The organism is Isoptericola cucumis (genome assembly GCF_014635665.1).
GTDB classification, from domain to species: domain Bacteria; phylum Actinomycetota; class Actinomycetes; order Actinomycetales; family Cellulomonadaceae; genus Isoptericola; species Isoptericola cucumis.
In genome coordinates this window covers 322,773-337,492 of record NZ_BMDG01000003.1, presented here as the reverse complement: position 1 = coordinate 337,492, position 14,720 = coordinate 322,773, and the positions used below count along the sequence as shown (strand labels likewise).

General features: G+C 75.2%; 14 protein-coding genes. 9 read left to right on the top strand and 5 right to left on the bottom strand.

What is annotated here, in order from left to right; genetic code table 11:
• Positions 1–57: 57 nt before the first annotated feature.
• Positions 58–1,167, bottom strand: coding sequence for an HrcA family transcriptional regulator (locus IEW03_RS05775; protein WP_188522688.1), 1,110 nt, complete (start codon positions 1,165–1,167; stop codon positions 58–60).
• 336 nt (positions 1,168–1,503) lie between these two features.
• Here IEW03_RS05775 and IEW03_RS05770 point away from each other — a divergent pair, with 336 nt between their 5' ends.
• The 3 genes from IEW03_RS05770 (at position 1,504) to IEW03_RS05760 (ending at position 5,703) form a co-directional block, all read left to right on the top strand.
• A complete protein-coding gene (locus IEW03_RS05770) occupies positions 1,504–1,680 on the top strand; it encodes a hypothetical protein (protein WP_188522687.1) in 177 nt (58 codons plus the stop codon).
• A gap of 140 nt (positions 1,681–1,820) precedes the next feature.
• A complete protein-coding gene (locus tag IEW03_RS05765; protein WP_188522686.1) occupies positions 1,821–4,700 on the top strand; it encodes an ATP-binding protein in 2,880 nt (959 codons plus the stop codon).
• Between the two features lie 121 nt (positions 4,701–4,821).
• Positions 4,822–5,703 carry a DUF3097 domain-containing protein gene (locus IEW03_RS05760; protein ID WP_188522685.1) on the top strand — a complete coding sequence of 294 codons (882 nt, stop codon included), beginning with the start codon at positions 4,822–4,824 and terminating at the stop codon, positions 5,701–5,703.
• 15 nt (positions 5,704–5,718) lie between these two features.
• On the opposite strand, the gene IEW03_RS05755 is transcribed toward IEW03_RS05760, so the two are convergent.
• Together IEW03_RS05755 and IEW03_RS05750 are read right to left on the bottom strand one after the other, a co-directional pair.
• Positions 5,719–6,306 carry a DUF4282 domain-containing protein gene (locus IEW03_RS05755; protein ID WP_188522684.1) on the bottom strand — a complete coding sequence of 196 codons (588 nt, stop codon included), beginning with the start codon at positions 6,304–6,306 and terminating at the stop codon, positions 5,719–5,721.
• 91 nt (positions 6,307–6,397) lie between these two features.
• The gene (locus IEW03_RS05750) at positions 6,398–7,243 is read right to left on the bottom strand and encodes a DUF2189 domain-containing protein (protein ID WP_188522683.1); all 846 of its coding nucleotides are present in this window, start codon (positions 7,241–7,243) and stop codon (positions 6,398–6,400) included.
• A 148-nt stretch (positions 7,244–7,391) separates the two neighbouring features.
• Between IEW03_RS05750 and IEW03_RS20545 the strand changes: the two genes are divergently transcribed.
• On the top strand, positions 7,392–7,904 hold the full coding sequence (locus IEW03_RS20545) for a DUF4870 domain-containing protein (protein ID WP_188522682.1): 513 nt from the start codon (positions 7,392–7,394) through the stop codon (positions 7,902–7,904).
• Positions 7,905–7,946: 42 nt separating this feature from the next.
• On the opposite strand, the gene hemW is transcribed toward IEW03_RS20545, so the two are convergent.
• Positions 7,947–9,245: a radical SAM family heme chaperone HemW gene (gene hemW / locus IEW03_RS05740; RefSeq protein ID WP_188522681.1), complete on the bottom strand. Its 1,299-nt coding sequence runs from the start codon at positions 9,243–9,245 to the stop codon at positions 7,947–7,949.
• Complete coding sequence (lepA, locus tag IEW03_RS05735; RefSeq protein ID WP_308808200.1) at positions 9,245–11,119, bottom strand: translation elongation factor 4; 1,875 nt, start codon at positions 11,117–11,119, stop codon at positions 9,245–9,247. Before lepA ends, hemW begins: the two co-directional genes overlap by 1 nt.
• A 162-nt stretch (positions 11,120–11,281) precedes the next feature.
• Here lepA and IEW03_RS05730 point away from each other — a divergent pair, with 162 nt between their 5' ends.
• The 5 genes from IEW03_RS05730 (at position 11,282) to rpsT (ending at position 14,694) form a co-directional block, all read left to right on the top strand.
• A complete protein-coding gene (locus IEW03_RS05730) occupies positions 11,282–11,836 on the top strand; it encodes a type 1 glutamine amidotransferase domain-containing protein (protein ID WP_188522680.1) in 555 nt (184 codons plus the stop codon).
• A 30-nt stretch (positions 11,837–11,866) separates the two neighbouring features.
• Positions 11,867–12,709, top strand: a complete 843-nt coding sequence (locus IEW03_RS05725; RefSeq protein WP_188522679.1) for a maleylpyruvate isomerase N-terminal domain-containing protein — start codon at positions 11,867–11,869, stop codon at positions 12,707–12,709.
• Between the two features lie 77 nt (positions 12,710–12,786).
• A complete protein-coding gene (locus tag IEW03_RS05720; RefSeq protein WP_188522678.1) occupies positions 12,787–13,620 on the top strand; it encodes an alpha/beta fold hydrolase in 834 nt (277 codons plus the stop codon).
• A 51-nt stretch (positions 13,621–13,671) separates the two neighbouring features.
• Entirely contained in the window at positions 13,672–14,208 is a 537-nt protein-coding gene (locus tag IEW03_RS05715) for a type II toxin-antitoxin system PemK/MazF family toxin (protein ID WP_188522677.1), read from the top strand.
• A 225-nt stretch (positions 14,209–14,433) separates the two neighbouring features.
• The gene (rpsT, locus tag IEW03_RS05710) at positions 14,434–14,694 is read left to right on the top strand and encodes a 30S ribosomal protein S20 (RefSeq protein WP_188522676.1); all 261 of its coding nucleotides are present in this window, start codon (positions 14,434–14,436) and stop codon (positions 14,692–14,694) included.
• Positions 14,695–14,720: the final 26 nt, after the last annotated feature.

Below are 14,720 nucleotides of genomic sequence, written 5' to 3'. Positions count from 1 at the left end.
ACGTGTCGGTGACGTGCGCGGCGGGGAGCCCGCGGTCAGGAGGTCGGTGGGCGGTGGTCAGTTCGGCAGCACCCGGGACAGGTAGCGGGCCACGGCCCGCACGGACGCGATCGTGCCCGGATAGTCCATCCGGGTGGGCCCGATCGAGCCGAGGATGGCGACCGTGTCGCCGTCCGTGCCGTACCCGGACGCGACGACGGACGCCTCCGTGAGGCCGTCCATCCGGTTCTCGTGCCCGATGCGCACGCCGACGCCGGCCCCGCCGGGCGGGTCGGCGGCCATCTCGGTGAGCAGCCCGAGCAGCACGACCTGCTCCTCGAGCGCCTCGAGCACCGGGCTCAGCGCGTGCTCGAACCGCATGTCGGCCCGGGCCAGGTTGGCCGTGCCGGCCAGCACGATGCGCTCCTCGCTCGCCGTGCCGAGGGTCTCGACGACGAGGTCCGCGATGCCGCGGGCCACCGGGGCGAGCTCCGGGGTGACGCCGGCGACGACGCGGGCGAACGCGTCGGGCAGCTCCGAGAGCCGTTTGCCCGCCGCCGCGGCGTTGAGCCGGGCGCGCAGCTCGCCGAGCGCGACGTCGTCGAGGACGGGGACGCGGTCGGCCGCGGCGTCCGGCACGGGCGCCTCGACGGAGGCGACCGTCGCGACGGTCGGCTCGGCGCCCTGGCCGCCGGTGACGTCCAGGTAGCGCTGCTCGACGCGGCCGGTGTCGGTGATGACCACGACGAGGAGCCGGACGCCGCCCACGGGGACGAGCTCCAGGTGCCGCAGCCCGGACAGCCGCAGCGAGGGGTACTGCACGACGGCGACCTGGCCCGTGAGCTGGGCGACGAGGCGCCCGGCCCGGCCGAGGATGTCGTCGAGGTCCACCGCCTCCGACAGGAACGTCTCGATCGCGCGGCGCTGCGGCACCGTGAGCGGACGGACCTCGGCGAGGCGGTCGACGAAGAGCCGGTACCCCTTGTCGGTCGGGACGCGGCCCGCCGACGTGTGCGGCTGCGCGATGTAGCCGCCCTCCTCGAGGGCGGCCATGTCGTTGCGGATGGTCGCCGGCGAGACGCCGAGACCGTGCCGCTCGGTGAGCACGCGGGATCCGACGGGCTCGCGCGTGTGCACGTAGTCCTCGACGATCGCGCGCAGCACCGCCAGACGACGCTCCTCGCTCACGCGTCCTCCCCTCGTGCCGTCGGTCGCTGCCGTCGGACCTGGTGCGCCGGCCCACGGCCTTAGCACTCTCCTGTCCCGAGTGCCATCCTACGCGGCCGCGCGGCCGGTCCGTCGAACGCCCCACCGGGCGGCCGGACCTTCGTCCGCCCCGGGGCGGGTGCCGCACCGCGTGCACCGACGCCCGTCCCGGTCTGAGGTACCCCACCCCTCCTGAGGTCCCCGACGCCACGAAAGATGCGGCAGCTGACCGATCCGCCGGCCTACCTCAGGAACCCAGGCTGAGGGTGTGGCGGCCGACCGGCCGCGCCGGAGCACGAACGGCACGGGGAGAGCGACATGGACGGGCAGCTGTTCGAGATGGTGTACCGCGAGCGCGAGGCCGAGCTGGAGCGGGCGGTCGCGCAGCGGCGGCGCGACCGGGCGGCGCGGGACCGCACGGCCCTGCCGTTCACGTCGCCGCGCCGGGTGCGGCGGACCTCGCGCGTGCCGGGCGCGCTGCACCGCGCGGCGTGAGCGGCGACTCGCTCCACGCCCCGGTCCCCGCACCGCCGGAGCACCCGGCTGAGCACCCGGCTGAGCACCCGGCTGAGCGGCCGGCGGTCGCTCCGGTCGACGGGGCGGTGGACAGGCAGGTGACCTGGCACGATGAACAGGTGCCTGCCTCCTGGACCCGCGAGCAGCCCGGTTCCGCGGCCGCGCCCCCGATGATCGGCCGGGCGGCCGAGCTCGCCCTCCTGCGCGAGGCGTTCGCGAGCACCGCCGACGGCTCCGGCGCGGCCGTGGTCGTCGGCGGCGAGGCCGGCATCGGCAAGACGCGCCTCGTCCAGGAGTTCCTCGCCGCCCCCGGGACGGGCGAGGGCCCCGACGCGCTGGTGCTGCGTGGCCAGTGCGCCGACTCCGGCTCCGGCCCGATCCCCTACGCGGCGCCGACGGGTCTGCTCGCCGACGTCGTCCACGCGATCGGGGCCGACGCGACGCTCGCCGCCGCCGGGCCCGCGGCCGACGCGCTGAGCGTGCTCGCGCCGGGCCTCGTCGACGTGCGCCACGACGTGGACACGGGCCGGCTGCCGGAGGTGCTGGCCGACCTCACGACCGCCCTCGCCGCCGACCGGCCGGTGGTGGTCGTGCTGGAGGACCTGCACTGGTCGGACGACGTGACCCGTACGGTGCTCGCCCGGCTGGTCCGCTCCGCCCCGACGTCCCGGGTGCTGGTGGTCGCCACGTACCGCAGCGACGACGTCGGCCGCCGCCATCCCCTGCGCACGGTGCTCGCCGAGCTGGAGCGGTCCCGTCTCGCCACCCGGGTGGACGTGCCGCGGCTCGACGCCGCGGAGGCCGGCCGTCTCGTCACGACGCTCCTCGCGACGCGCGGCGAGCCGGCCGAGGTGTCCGGGGCGACGCTGAGCGACCTGGTCGAGCGCAGCGAGGGCGTCCCGTTCTACGTCGAGGAGCTCACGGAGTTCGCCGGCGACACGATGCCCGACTCGCTGCGCGACGTGCTCCTCCTGCGGTACTCGACGCTCGGCGACGCGGCCCAGACGTTCTGCCGGGCGGTCGCCGCCGCCGGGCAGCACGCGCCGCACGAGCTGCTCATCGCCATGCTCGGGACGGAGCACCTGGAACGGGCGGAGTCCGCCGCGCGCGAGGCGGTCGACGCCCACGTCCTCGTCGCGGAGCCCGACGGCTACCGGTTCCGGCACGCGCTGATGCAGGAGGCCGTCGCCGACGAGCTCCTGCCGGGCGAGGCGCGCCGCCTGCACGCCGCCTGCGCCCGCGCGCTGGAGGACGGCAGGCGGACGCTGGCGGACGTCGCGGCCGCGGCCGACCACTGGTGGCGTGCCCGGGTGCCCGACCGTGCCCTCGCCTCGGCGGTCGAGGTGGTCAGGACCGGGGACGCCTTCGGCCAGACGTCGACCGCCGTCACGGCCGCTGCCGGGGAGCGCGCCCTCGAGCTGTGGGACCTGGTCCCGGACGCCGCCCAGGTCGCCGGGCTGCACCACGCGGAGCTGCTCCGCCTCGTGTCGACCGCGCTGCAGGACACGGCGCGGGTCGACCGGGCCGCGGGCGTCGCGGGCGAGGCCCTCGCGGAGTGGCCGCCCGACGACCCCGCCGGGCGGGCACAGGCCCTGATGACCCTCGCGCACATCCGTGCCAAGGCCGGCGACCCCCGGTCCGGCGACCTGCTGGACGAGGCCCTGGCCCTCCTGCCGCCCGACGACCACGCCGGGCGCGCGCCGGTGCTGCGGCAGCAGGCCCGCAACGCGATGATGGACCACCGGCCCGACGAGGCGATCGCCGTCGCCAGCGCCGCGTACGACGCCGCGACGGCGGCCGGCGACGCCGCGAACGCCTCGCTCGCCCTGAACCTGCGCGGCCTGAGCCGCGTCGACAGGGGCGACCTCGACGGGCTCGCCGAGCTGGAGCGTGCCCGCGAGGTGGGCGGCGACGACTGGCGCGCCCAGGCCCACTACTACACGAACGCGTCGGACACCCGCCTCAAGCTCGGCCGGTACGCCGAGGCCGAGGCGATCGCCGAGACCGGCGCCCGCCGGGCCCGGGAGCTCGGTGCGGGCTGGGCCAGCCGGGCGATGCTCGAGGGCAACGTCGCCGAGGCATGGATCGGCCAGGGCCGGTGGGACGACGCCCAGGCGTGGTACGAGCGGTCCGTGCCGCTCGTCGACCCGAGCGACTACGCCGTCTACCTCCAGGAACGCTGGACCTGGCTGACGACGTGGCGCGGCGACGTCGCGCAGGCGCAGAGGCGGGCGCACGCCCACCGCGCCACCTGGCTGCGGTTCGGGCGCATGGAGGAGCAGATCCGTGCGCGCGTCGCCGGGACGCTGGCGGACCTCGCCCTGCTCCGCGACGACCTCGACGACGCCCTCGAGCAGGTGCGGCTCGCGACGGTCCCCGACGCGCTCTCCCCCTTCTACCGGCTCACGCTGCTGGCCGTGGCGGGACGGGTGCTCGACCGTGCCCGCTCGGCCGGCCGGGCCGTCGACGTGGGGCCGTACCGGGAGGCCCTGTCGACGGGCGCCTCCTGGCCCACGTTCCCCACCTGGGCGGCGCTGTTCGCGGCCGAGGTCGGCGACGGTCCGTGGGAGGCGGTCGTCGCCGCCGAGGGCCCGGCGCACCTGCGCCCGTACGCGCTGTACCGGGACGGGGCGTCGCTGCTGGCCGCGGGCGACCGGCGCGCCGCGCGGCCGCTGCTCGACGACGCCGTCGCGGCGGCGGAGGCCATCGGGTGCGGGCTGGTCGCCGACCGGGCCGGCGGCCTGCTCACCGGTGCCGGTCTCGCCCGGGGCGACGTGCGGCGGTCCGCCACGACCTCGACCGCCGAGCGGGCGCTCACGGAGCGCGAGCGACAGGTGCTCGCCCTCGTGGCCGAGGGCCTGACCAACGGGCAGATCGCCGAGCGCCTCTTCATCAGCCGCAAGACGGCGTCGGTGCACGTCTCGGCGATCCTGCGCAAGCTCGGGGTGGCGAGCCGCACCGAGGCCGCCGTCGTGGCCCGCACCGGATCGACCTCGTGACGCCCGCGCCCCGGCCGGGCCGCCGCCGCTGAGCCGGCTGCGTGCCGGGCTGCGTGTCGGGCTGCGTGTCGGGCTGCGTGTCGGCCCGGGCGCGCGCTCCGGCGACCGTAGGCTCGCCGTCGTGCACGACCGCTACGGCTCCGACGTCCTCGCCTCCGCCACCACGCGCCGCCCCGGCGCCCCCGACGGCTCCGCCCACCACCGCCGACGCCCGACGTCGGTGCCCCGGCCCGCCGAGGCCGGGCTGGTCGTGGAGGAGGTGACCTCCGGCTGGGTCGGCGCCGTCGTGCGCGTGGAGAAGTCCGGCGGCATCCACCTCGTGGTGCTGGAGGACCGGCGCGGCCGCACGCGGTCGTTCCCGCTCGGGCCCGGGTTCTGGGTCGACGGGAAGCCCGTCGAGCTCACCGCGCCCGTCGCCCCCGCCGCGCCGGCGGCGCCCAGCCGCACGGCCTCGGGCTCGGTGGCGGTGCACGGCCAGCGGGCCCGCGTCGCGCGCGGCAGCCGCATCTGGGTGGAGGGCAAGCACGACGCGGAGCTCGTCGAGAAGGTCTGGGGCGACGACCTGCGCGTCGAGGGCGTCGTGGTCGAGATGCTCGACGGCGTGGACAACCTCGCCGAGGCGCTCGCCGACTTCGACCCGACGCCCGAGCGGCGCGTCGGGGTGCTGGTCGACCACCTGGTGCGCGGGTCCAAGGAGCAGCGCATCGCCGACGCGGCCCTGCGCACCGTGCCGAACGGCACCGTGCTGGTGCTCGGCCACCCGTACGTGGACGTGTGGCAGGCCGTGAAGGCCGAGCGCCTCGGCCTGGCGTCGTGGCCCACGATCGAGCGCGGCACCGAGTGGAAGCGCGGCATCCTGCGCGAGCTCGGCTGGCCCGCGACGTCCACGCAGGACGTGGGCCTGGCGTGGCAGCGGATCCTGGCGCGCGTGCGCGACTACCGCGACCTCGACCCGGCCCTGCTGGGCCGGGTCGAGGAGCTGATCGACTTCGTCACCTCCTGAGCGGCGTGCCCGGCCTCACGAGACGCCGTCGCGGTGCGCGTAGGCGTTCACCTTCTGCGAGATCGAGATGAGTGCCACGAAGCACTCGAGCACGATCCGCACGAAGGCGAGGTAGAGGAGGGCGAAGATCCAGCCGAAGAGCAGGAAGAGCAGGCCGACCCACCAGTCCTGGGCGAACGACGCGATCAGGCCGCCCAGCCAGTATAGCGCGGTGACCACGATCACGACGACGTAGACGACCTTGACCACCGTCGGCGTGATGTACCGGCTGAACGAGAAGTCGAACAGCGCACCGAAGAACCCGCCGTCCGACGTCGGCGGCAGGTGGTGCACGCTCCGGTCCGGCGGCACCTCGTTCCCCGGGAACGCCGTCGGGTCGCCGAGCGTCTCCCCCGGCCGGCCGTACGGCGGCTCCTCGCCCGGCGGCCGGTGGGACGGGCCGGAGGGCTGCTCGCCGTACGGCGGGTGTCCGTGCGGCTCGCGGCCGGGCGGCTGCTGGCCCGGAGGCTGCTGGCCCGGAGGCTGCTGGCCGTACGGCTGCTGGGGGTACGGCGGACGGTGCGGGTCGCCGGGCTGGGGCGGCTGCTGCGGGTTGTCGGTCATCGTTCCTCCTGGTCGTGACGTGGAGCCGGTGGAGTGCTGCCGGTCGTGACGTGGAGCGGGTCGTGACGGTGGTGCCGCGCCTCCGAGCAGGTCAGGTCGGGGTCACCGGTTGCTCGCCGGTCAGCCGGCGGTACACGAACGCGCCGGTCAGCATCGCGACCGGGACGGCGACGAAGGCCCCCACGAAGCACAGCAGGAAGCCGACGAAGACGGTGACGAGGCACAGCACGATCGTGAGCAGGACGATGCCGGCGTGGCGGCTCACGAGCCGCGCGCTGGAGCGGATCGCGGTGACGGCGTCCTGCCCCTTGTCGACGACGAAGAACAGCGCCGCGGCGAGGAAGAACCCGATGACCAGGCGCAGCACCGAACCCAGCAGGGGCACGAACGCCAGCACGAACGTGAGCAGCCCGTTGATGACGCCGAGCAGCAGGACGGCGCCGAGGTGGCGCACGGCGAAGAAGTCGGCGAACTGCGCGCGGCCTCGGTGGGTGGCCGCGAGCGCCCCGTGGGCGAGCAGCGCACCCAGCACGATGTTCACCACGGCCAGCACGGCGGCGAGCAGCACGTCCGTGACGGTCGCCGTGGACTGCAGCAGGTCGGTGGCCAGGTTCGGGTCGTCGTAGTTCTCGATCACCATGCGCAGGTCGGGCGTGAGCAGCACGGACGCGGCGCCGCCGATCATGAGGACGATCAGCATGGCACCCAGCCACGGCCCGGCGCTGCGGCCGAAGCTCGACCACGCCCAGGAGAACGCCTCCCCGACCGACACGGGGCGGTCACCGCCCGGGCGGTACGGGTCGGGCGGGCCCGCGGGCGGCGGCCCGTAGCCGCCCTGCGGCGGCTGCGGCTCGCCTCCCGACGAGTACTGGCCGTACGCCGGGGGCTGGCGCGGCCCCGGCTCCTGCTCCGGCGGGCCGCCGGCGCTCTCGCTCATCTGCTCCCTCTCGGACGCGCGGGGCGTCGCTGGTCGTGGCTGCGCGGGCGCTGGCCGCCCGGCGACTCCCACTCTTGCCGCCCCGCCCGCGCGGCGCCACCGCACACGCCGCCTCCCGTGACCACGGCGGATGCGCAAGGATGGGGTCATGAGCCAGCCTCCCCAGGGCCCACCGCCCCAGCAGCCTCCGTACGGGCCTCCCCCTGGACAGCCGCCGGGTCAGCCGCCGGGCCAGCCGCCCTACGGCGGGCCGCCCCCCGGGCAGCCTCCCGGGCAGCCCCCGTACCCGCCGCAGGGGTACGGCCCCCGGCCCCTGCAGCCGCAGGAGGAGCGCACCTGGGCGATGGTCGCGCACCTGGGCCCGCCGGTGCTGTCGCTGCTGAGCTTCGGCGTCCTGGGGTTCCTCACGCCGCTGGTGGTCTGGCTCGTGTTCCGCGACCGCAGCGGGTTCGTGGGCGACCAGGCCAAGGAGTCGCTGAACTTCCAGATCACGCTGCTCATCGGCTACGCGATCTCGTGGATCCTCATGCTCGTCCTCATCGGCTTCGTGCTCTGGGGGGTCGTCGCGGTCTGCTCGATCGTCTTCGGCATCCTCGCCGCCGTCGCGGTGAACCGCTTCGAGGCGTACCGCTACCCGATCAACATCCGCGTCATCTCCTGACCGCGGCGCCGGCCGGCGGGCGGCGCCGGCGCCCGCCGACCCTCAGGCGGTGAGCTCCCGCACGACGGCGTCGGCCAGCAGCCTGCCGCGGCGGGTCAGCACCGCGCGCCCGCGCACGGCCGCGGTGCCGTCCAGCAGGCCGCGGGCCACGAGTCCGGCGACGGCGTGGCGGCCGGCGGCGTCCAGCACCGCCAGGTCGAGGCCCTCGCTCAGGCGCACCCCGAGCATCACGCGCTCGAGGTGCGCCTCGCCGCGCGTCAGCAGCTCGCGCCCCGCGCCGGGCGACCGGCCGTCCTCGAGGAGCGCGGCGTAGCGCCGCGGGTGCTTGACGTTCCACCAGCGCACCCCGGCGTGGTCCCCGTCGCGCCCGGCCGGAGCCGCGGCCCCGGCCACCGAACCGCCGGCCACGTACGAGTGGGCGCCCGGGCCGATGCCCCACCAGTCGTGGCCGCGCCAGTAGGCGAGGTTGTGGCGGCACGCGTGCTCGCGGCCGCGCGCCCAGTTGCTCACCTCGTACCACTGCAGGCCCGCGGCCGTCAGGAGGTCGTCGGCGAGCTCGTACTTGGCGGCCTGGTCGTCCTCGTCGGGCAGCGTGAGGATGCCGCGCCGCACCTGGGCATGCATCTTCGTGCCCGGCTCGACGACGAGCGCGTACGCCGACACGTGGTCCACGCCCGTCGCCAGCGCCGTCTCCACGGACCGGCGCCAGTCATCGAGGGACTCCCCCGGCGTGCCGTAGATGAGGTCGAGCGAGACGTCCAGGCCGGCGTCGCGCGCCCACGCCACGACGTCGGGGATGCGGCGCGGGTCGTGCGTGCGCTCCAGCGTCGCCAGGACGTGCGGCACGGCCGACTGCATGCCGAAGGAGACGCGGGTGAACCCGGCGTCGGCGAGCACCCGCAGCGACTCGGGGGTGACCGAGTCCGGGTTGGCCTCCGTGGTCACCTCGGCGGCCGCGCCCGTCGACGGGTCGGCCAGGCCCCAGGTGTCGCGGATCCCGTCCAGGACCCGCGCGATGTCGGCGGCCGGCAGCATCGTCGGCGTGCCGCCGCCGACGAACACGGTGTCCACCCGCCGGCCGCCGAGGCCCGCGTCGTCGAGCACGCGGGCGGCGAGGGCGACCTCGCGCAGCGCCGTCGTCGCGTAGGCGGCCTGCGACGCCCCGCCGCCGAGCTCGGACGCCGTGTACGTGTTGAAGTCGCAGTAGCCGCAACGCACCGAGCAGAACGGCACGTGGACGTAGACGCCGAAGGGCCGGGCCGGCTCGACAGCCGGGGGACGGACCCAGTCGGGCAGCGCGCCGTCGTCGGGGACCGGCTCGCCGACGGGCAGCGCGGGCACTACTTCTTCTTGTCCTTCGCGTCCTTGCTGCCGCCGCCGTCGGAGGAGAGCGCCGCGATGAAGGCGTCCTTCGGGACCTCGACGGACCCGATGTTCTTCATGCGCTTCTTGCCCTCCTTCTGCTTCTCGAGCAGCTTGCGCTTGCGGCTGATGTCGCCGCCGTAGCACTTGGCGAGGACGTCCTTGCGGATGGCCCGCACCGTCTCGCGCGCGATGACCCGGGCGCCCACGGCGGCCTGGATCGGCACCTCGAACTGCTGGCGCGGGATGATCTCCTTGAGCTTGGCGGTCATCAGCACGCCGTAGTCGTAGGCCTTCTCGCGGTGCACGATGGCGGAGAACGCGTCGACCTGCTCGCCCTGGAGAAGGATGTCGACCTTGACGAGGTCGGCGGCCTGGTCGCCCGCGGGCTCGTAGTCCAGCGACGCGTACCCGCGGGTGCGCGACTTGAGGTGGTCGAAGAAGTCGAAGACGATCTCGGCCAGCGGCAGCGTGTAGCGCAGCTCCACGCGGTCCTCGGACAGGTAGTCCATGCCCTGCATGGTGCCGCGGCGGTCGTTGCACAGGCCCATGACGGTGCCCACGAACTCGCTGGGGGCCAGGACCGTGGCCTTGACCACGGGCTCTCGGACCTCCTTGATCTTGCCCGCCGGGAACTCGGAGGGGTTGGTCACCTTGACCTCGGTGCGATCTTCCATCGTCACGTCGTAGACGACGTTGGGGGCCGTGGAGATGAGGTCGAGGTCGAACTCGCGCTCCAGCCGCTCGCGCACGATCTCCAGGTGCAGCAGGCCGAGGAACCCGACGCGGAAACCGAAGCCGAGCGCGACGGACGTCTCGGGCTCGTAGTTGAGCGCGGCGTCGTTGAGCTTGAGCTTGTCCAGGGCGTCGCGCAGCACGGGGTAGTCGGAGCCGTCGATCGGGTACAGGCCGGAGAACACCATCGGCTTCGGCTCGCTGTACCCGCCGAGCGCCTCGGTGGCCGGCGTGGTCGCGTTGGTGACGGTGTCGCCCACCTTGGACTGGCGCACGTCCTTCACGCCGGTGATGAGGTAGCCGACCTCGCCGACGCCGAGACCCTTGGTCTTGTGCGGCTCGGGCGAGATGACGCCGATCTCCAGGAGCTCGTGCGTCGCGCGCGTCGACATCATCTGGAGCTTCTCGCGCGGCGTGATCTCACCGTCGACGACGCGCACGTACGTCACGACGCCCCGGTAGGTGTCGTACACCGAGTCGAAGATCATGGCGCGCGCCGGCGCGTCCGCATCTCCCACCGGCGCGGGGACGCGCTCGACGATGCGGTCGAGCAGCTCCTCGACGCCCGCGCCCGTCTTGCCGCTGACCTTGAGCACGTCCTCGGGGTCGACGCCGACGAGGTTGCCGATCTCCTCCGCGTACTTCTCCGGCTGGGCGGCCGGGAGGTCGATCTTGTTGAGCACGGGGATGATCTCGAGGTCGTTCTCCATCGCCAGGTACAGGTTGGCGAGGGTCTGCGCCTCGATGCCCTGCGCGGCGTCCACCAGCAGGACCGCGCCCTCGCACGCGGCGAGCGAGCGGGACACCTCGTAGGTGAAGTCGACGTGGCCGGGCGTGTCGATCATGTTCAGCGCGTAGGCCTCGTCGCCCGCCTGCCACGGCATGCGGACCGCCTGCGACTTCACCGTGATGCCGCGCTCGCGCTCGATGTCCATCCGGTCGAGGTACTGGGCCCGCATGGCCCGGGCGTCGACGACGCCGGTGAGCTGCAGCATGCGGTCGGCCAGCGTCGACTTCCCGTGGTCGATGTGGGCGATGATGCAGAAGTTGCGGATCAGCTCGGGCGCCGTGGAGTTCGGCTGGATGCGCGCGCTGAGCGCGGGTCCGGGGATGGGCAAAGCGATCTCGCTCCGTCAGGTTCGCTGGAGGCACTCGGCCAGGGCCAGGCCATTGTCCCACGGCACGGGGCCGCACCGGGGGGCCGGCCCCGGCGCCGCACCCCCGTGCGAGCATCCGGCCCGCTGCCTACGGTCGTGGCACGTCGTCGAGAGGAGCGGATCATGGCCGACCTGACCGGCAAGCGCGTGCTCACCATCGTGACGAGCTACGGCGTGGAGCAGGACGAGCTCGTCGTCCCGCTCGAGCACCTGCGCGCCGCGGGTGCCGAGGTGGTCGTCGCGTCGAACGAGCCCGGCGAGGTGCGCACGCTCGTCGGGGACAAGGACCCGGGCCGCAGCGTGCCCGTCGACGTCACGTACGACCAGGCGGACCCTGCGGGCGCCGACCTGCTGCTGGTGCCCGGGGGCACCATCAACGCCGACACCCTGCGGCTGCAGGACGCCGCCGTCGGGATCGTCAAGGACTTCGCCGGCAGCGGCCGGCCGGTCGCGGCGATCTGCCACGGCCCGTGGGCGGTGGTCGAGGCCGGGGTCGCCGCGGGGGCCACCCTCACGTCCTACCCGTCGCTGGCGACCGACGTCCGCAACGCCGGCGGCACCTGGGTGGACCGGCCGGTGGTCCGCGACGACGGCGCGGGCTACCCGCTCGTGACGTCGCGCAACCCCGGCGACCTGGACGACTTCCTCGGCCAGGTCGACGCGGTGCTGAGCTCCTGACCTGCCTGCACGGGCGCTAGTCTCGGCGCCATGCCGGCCGCAGCGGTGCCCCGTCCCGTCGTCGACCCGCGCACGGGGCTCCGCGCCGACGGCGGCCCCGAGCCGGACCGGCTGGCCCTCCTCGGCACGCTCCAGGAGGCGTTCGCCGCGGCGGTCCTCGCGACCGACCCCGGCGCGCCGGTCCCCGCCTGCGGGGACTGGACCGCGCGCGAGCTCGTCGTGCACCTCGCCGGCGTGCACCACTGGGCGGCGGGCATGGCCGCCGGCGACGACACACGCGCCGAGGTCCTCCCCGTCCCCGACGGCGGGCCGGAGGCGCTCGCCGACCTGTACGGACGGCACGCGGCCGAGCTGCGGGCCGTCCTGGCCGCGGTGGGCCCCGCCGCCCGGGCCAGCACCCTGGTCGGCGACGGGCCGGTCGGCGACGGGCCCGCGTCGTTCTGGCGCCGGCGCCAGGTGCACGAGACGCTCGTGCACCTGCACGACCTGCACGCCGCCCGGCTCGGGTCCGGGCCCGCCGTCGTCACCGGGGACGCCCTGCCCGTCGCCCCCGAGGTGTGGGCGGACTGCGTCGACGAGATCGTCACGATGTTCCAGCCCCGGCAGGTGCGGCTGGGGAGGATGGCCCCGCTGCCGGAACCGGTCCGCCTCGTCGCGGCCGACCTGGGCTGGTCGTGGACGCTGGGGGCGCACGACGGCGGTTCACCGGACGACGAGGCCGGTCGGCGGCGGCCCGCCGCCACCCTGTCGGCCCCGGCGCACGGCCTCGCCCTGCTGCTCTGGGGGCGTCTGGACCCGGCCGGCGCCGGGGCCACGGTCGACGGCGACGACGCCGTGGTGCGCCGCGCCCTCGGGGCACCGGTCGTGCCCTGACGCTCGCGACCCGTCGGCGGGCGGCCGGTCGCAGGCCGCTCCGATGAGTTCCCGACGGGCGCCGGGTCCACCTCGACATGGCACACGACACCTCCCCGACCGGCACCCCCTCCACGACGACCGCCACCACCACCGGCACCGCGACCACGGCACGGGGCGACCGCGTGACGTACGACCTGCGGGGCTCGGGTCCCGCACTGGTCTTCGTCGCCGGCGCCGGGCCCTTCCGCGCCACCGACCCCGTGACCACCGAGACGGCGGAGCGCGCCGCGGCGCTCGGGCTCACCACGGTCGTGTTCGACCGGCTGGGGCGGGGCGACTCCCCCGCCGACGGCCGGCTCGACCTCGACCGCGAGCTGGCCGCCGTCGCCGCCGTGATCGAGGTCGCGGGGGCTCCCGCGGTGCTGTGCGGGCACTCGTCGGGCTGCGCCATCTCCCTGCGCGCGGCGGCACGGGGGCTGCCCGTCGCCGGCCTCGCGCTGTGGGAGGCCCCGCTCGAGACCTCGGCGGACGAGACCGCGGCCTGGGCCGCCGAGATCGAACGGCGCACGGACGCCGGAGACCTGGAGGGTGCCACCGAGCACTTCATGAAGGACATGCCGCCTGAGTGGCTGGCCGGGGCGAAGTCGTCACCCGACTGGCCCGCCATCGCCGCCTCCGTCGTCTCCCAGCGCGCCGACGCGCAGGCCCTCGCCTGGGCCACGCGCGCCCTCGAGGACGGCGGCCTGCGCGGCATCGATGTCCCCCTGCTCGCGATGACCGGGGTGCAGACGTTCCCCGGCATGCCCGAGGCAGCGCAGCACCTGGCCGTCGCCGTCCCGGACGGCACGGCCGAGACGCTGCCGGGCGCCGGCCACACCTGGGACCCGGAGTCCATGGCGACCCGGCTCGCCCGCTTCGTGCTGCGCTGACGGCCACGCCCGCCGCGCGGGCCCGCCGCGGTCGCCACGTAGGCTGCCGCCGTGGCGAATCGTTGGGTGAACCTGCTGTTCGACGTCCTGCGCTCGGCGACGCGACCGTCGCGGCGCTCGACGCCGCCGTCCCCGCGCGGGCCCCGGACGACGTCGGGCCCGCGGCCCGCGACCGCGCCCGGCGGCTACCCGGGCGACTTCACCGGCGCGGTACGGCCCGTCTACGCCCCCGACCTCGACGGCTCCCCCGACCCGGGCGAGGTCGTGTGGACGTGGGTGCCGTACGAGGAGGACCACTCCCGGGGCAAGGACCGGCCGGTGCTGCTCGTCGGTCGTGACGGGCCGTGGCTGCTGGCGCTGCAGCTGACCAGCAAGGACCACGACCGCGACGCCGCGCAGGAGGCGCGCTACGGCCGCCTCTGGTTCGACATCGGCTCCGGCCCCTGGGACGGGCGCGGGCGGCCGAGCGAGGTCCGGCTCAACCGCGTGATCCGGGTCGACCCGGGGGCGGTGCGGCGCGAGGGCGCGGTCATGGACCGGGGCACGTTCGACGCGGTGATGGAGGCCGCGGCGCGGGCCCGTCGCTGAGGGTCGGGCGGCGCTCGCCGGTCGCGCATCTCACATGCCGGGCACCTGGAGGGCGGTTCGGCTCCGGGGAACGCCTCTGCTATCGTGGTGGGTCGCGTGTCCGCCCAGGTCGGCGGGCACAGTCGCAGCTCCTCTCCACGGGTTCCCCACCCCAGTCCCGGAGCTGTGGCCGCCCTCTACGACCTATCCGCTCGCCAGCAGGCGAACACACCAGGAAGTCCACCAGTGGCAAACATCAAGTCTCAGATCAAGCGCATCCAGACGAACGAGAAGGCGCGCCTGCGCAACCGGGCCGTCAAGTCGGAGCTGAAGACGTACGTGCGCAACGTGCGCAAGGCCGTCGCCGCGGGCGACAAGGAGGCCGCGACCACCGCGCTGCAGGCCGCGTCCCGCAAGCTCGACAAGGCCGTCTCGAAGGGCGTCATCCACGCCAACCAGGCCGCGAACCGCAAGTCCTCGATCGCCAAGGCCGTCGACGCGCTCTGATCCACGCGCGCACGCCGCGAAGGGCG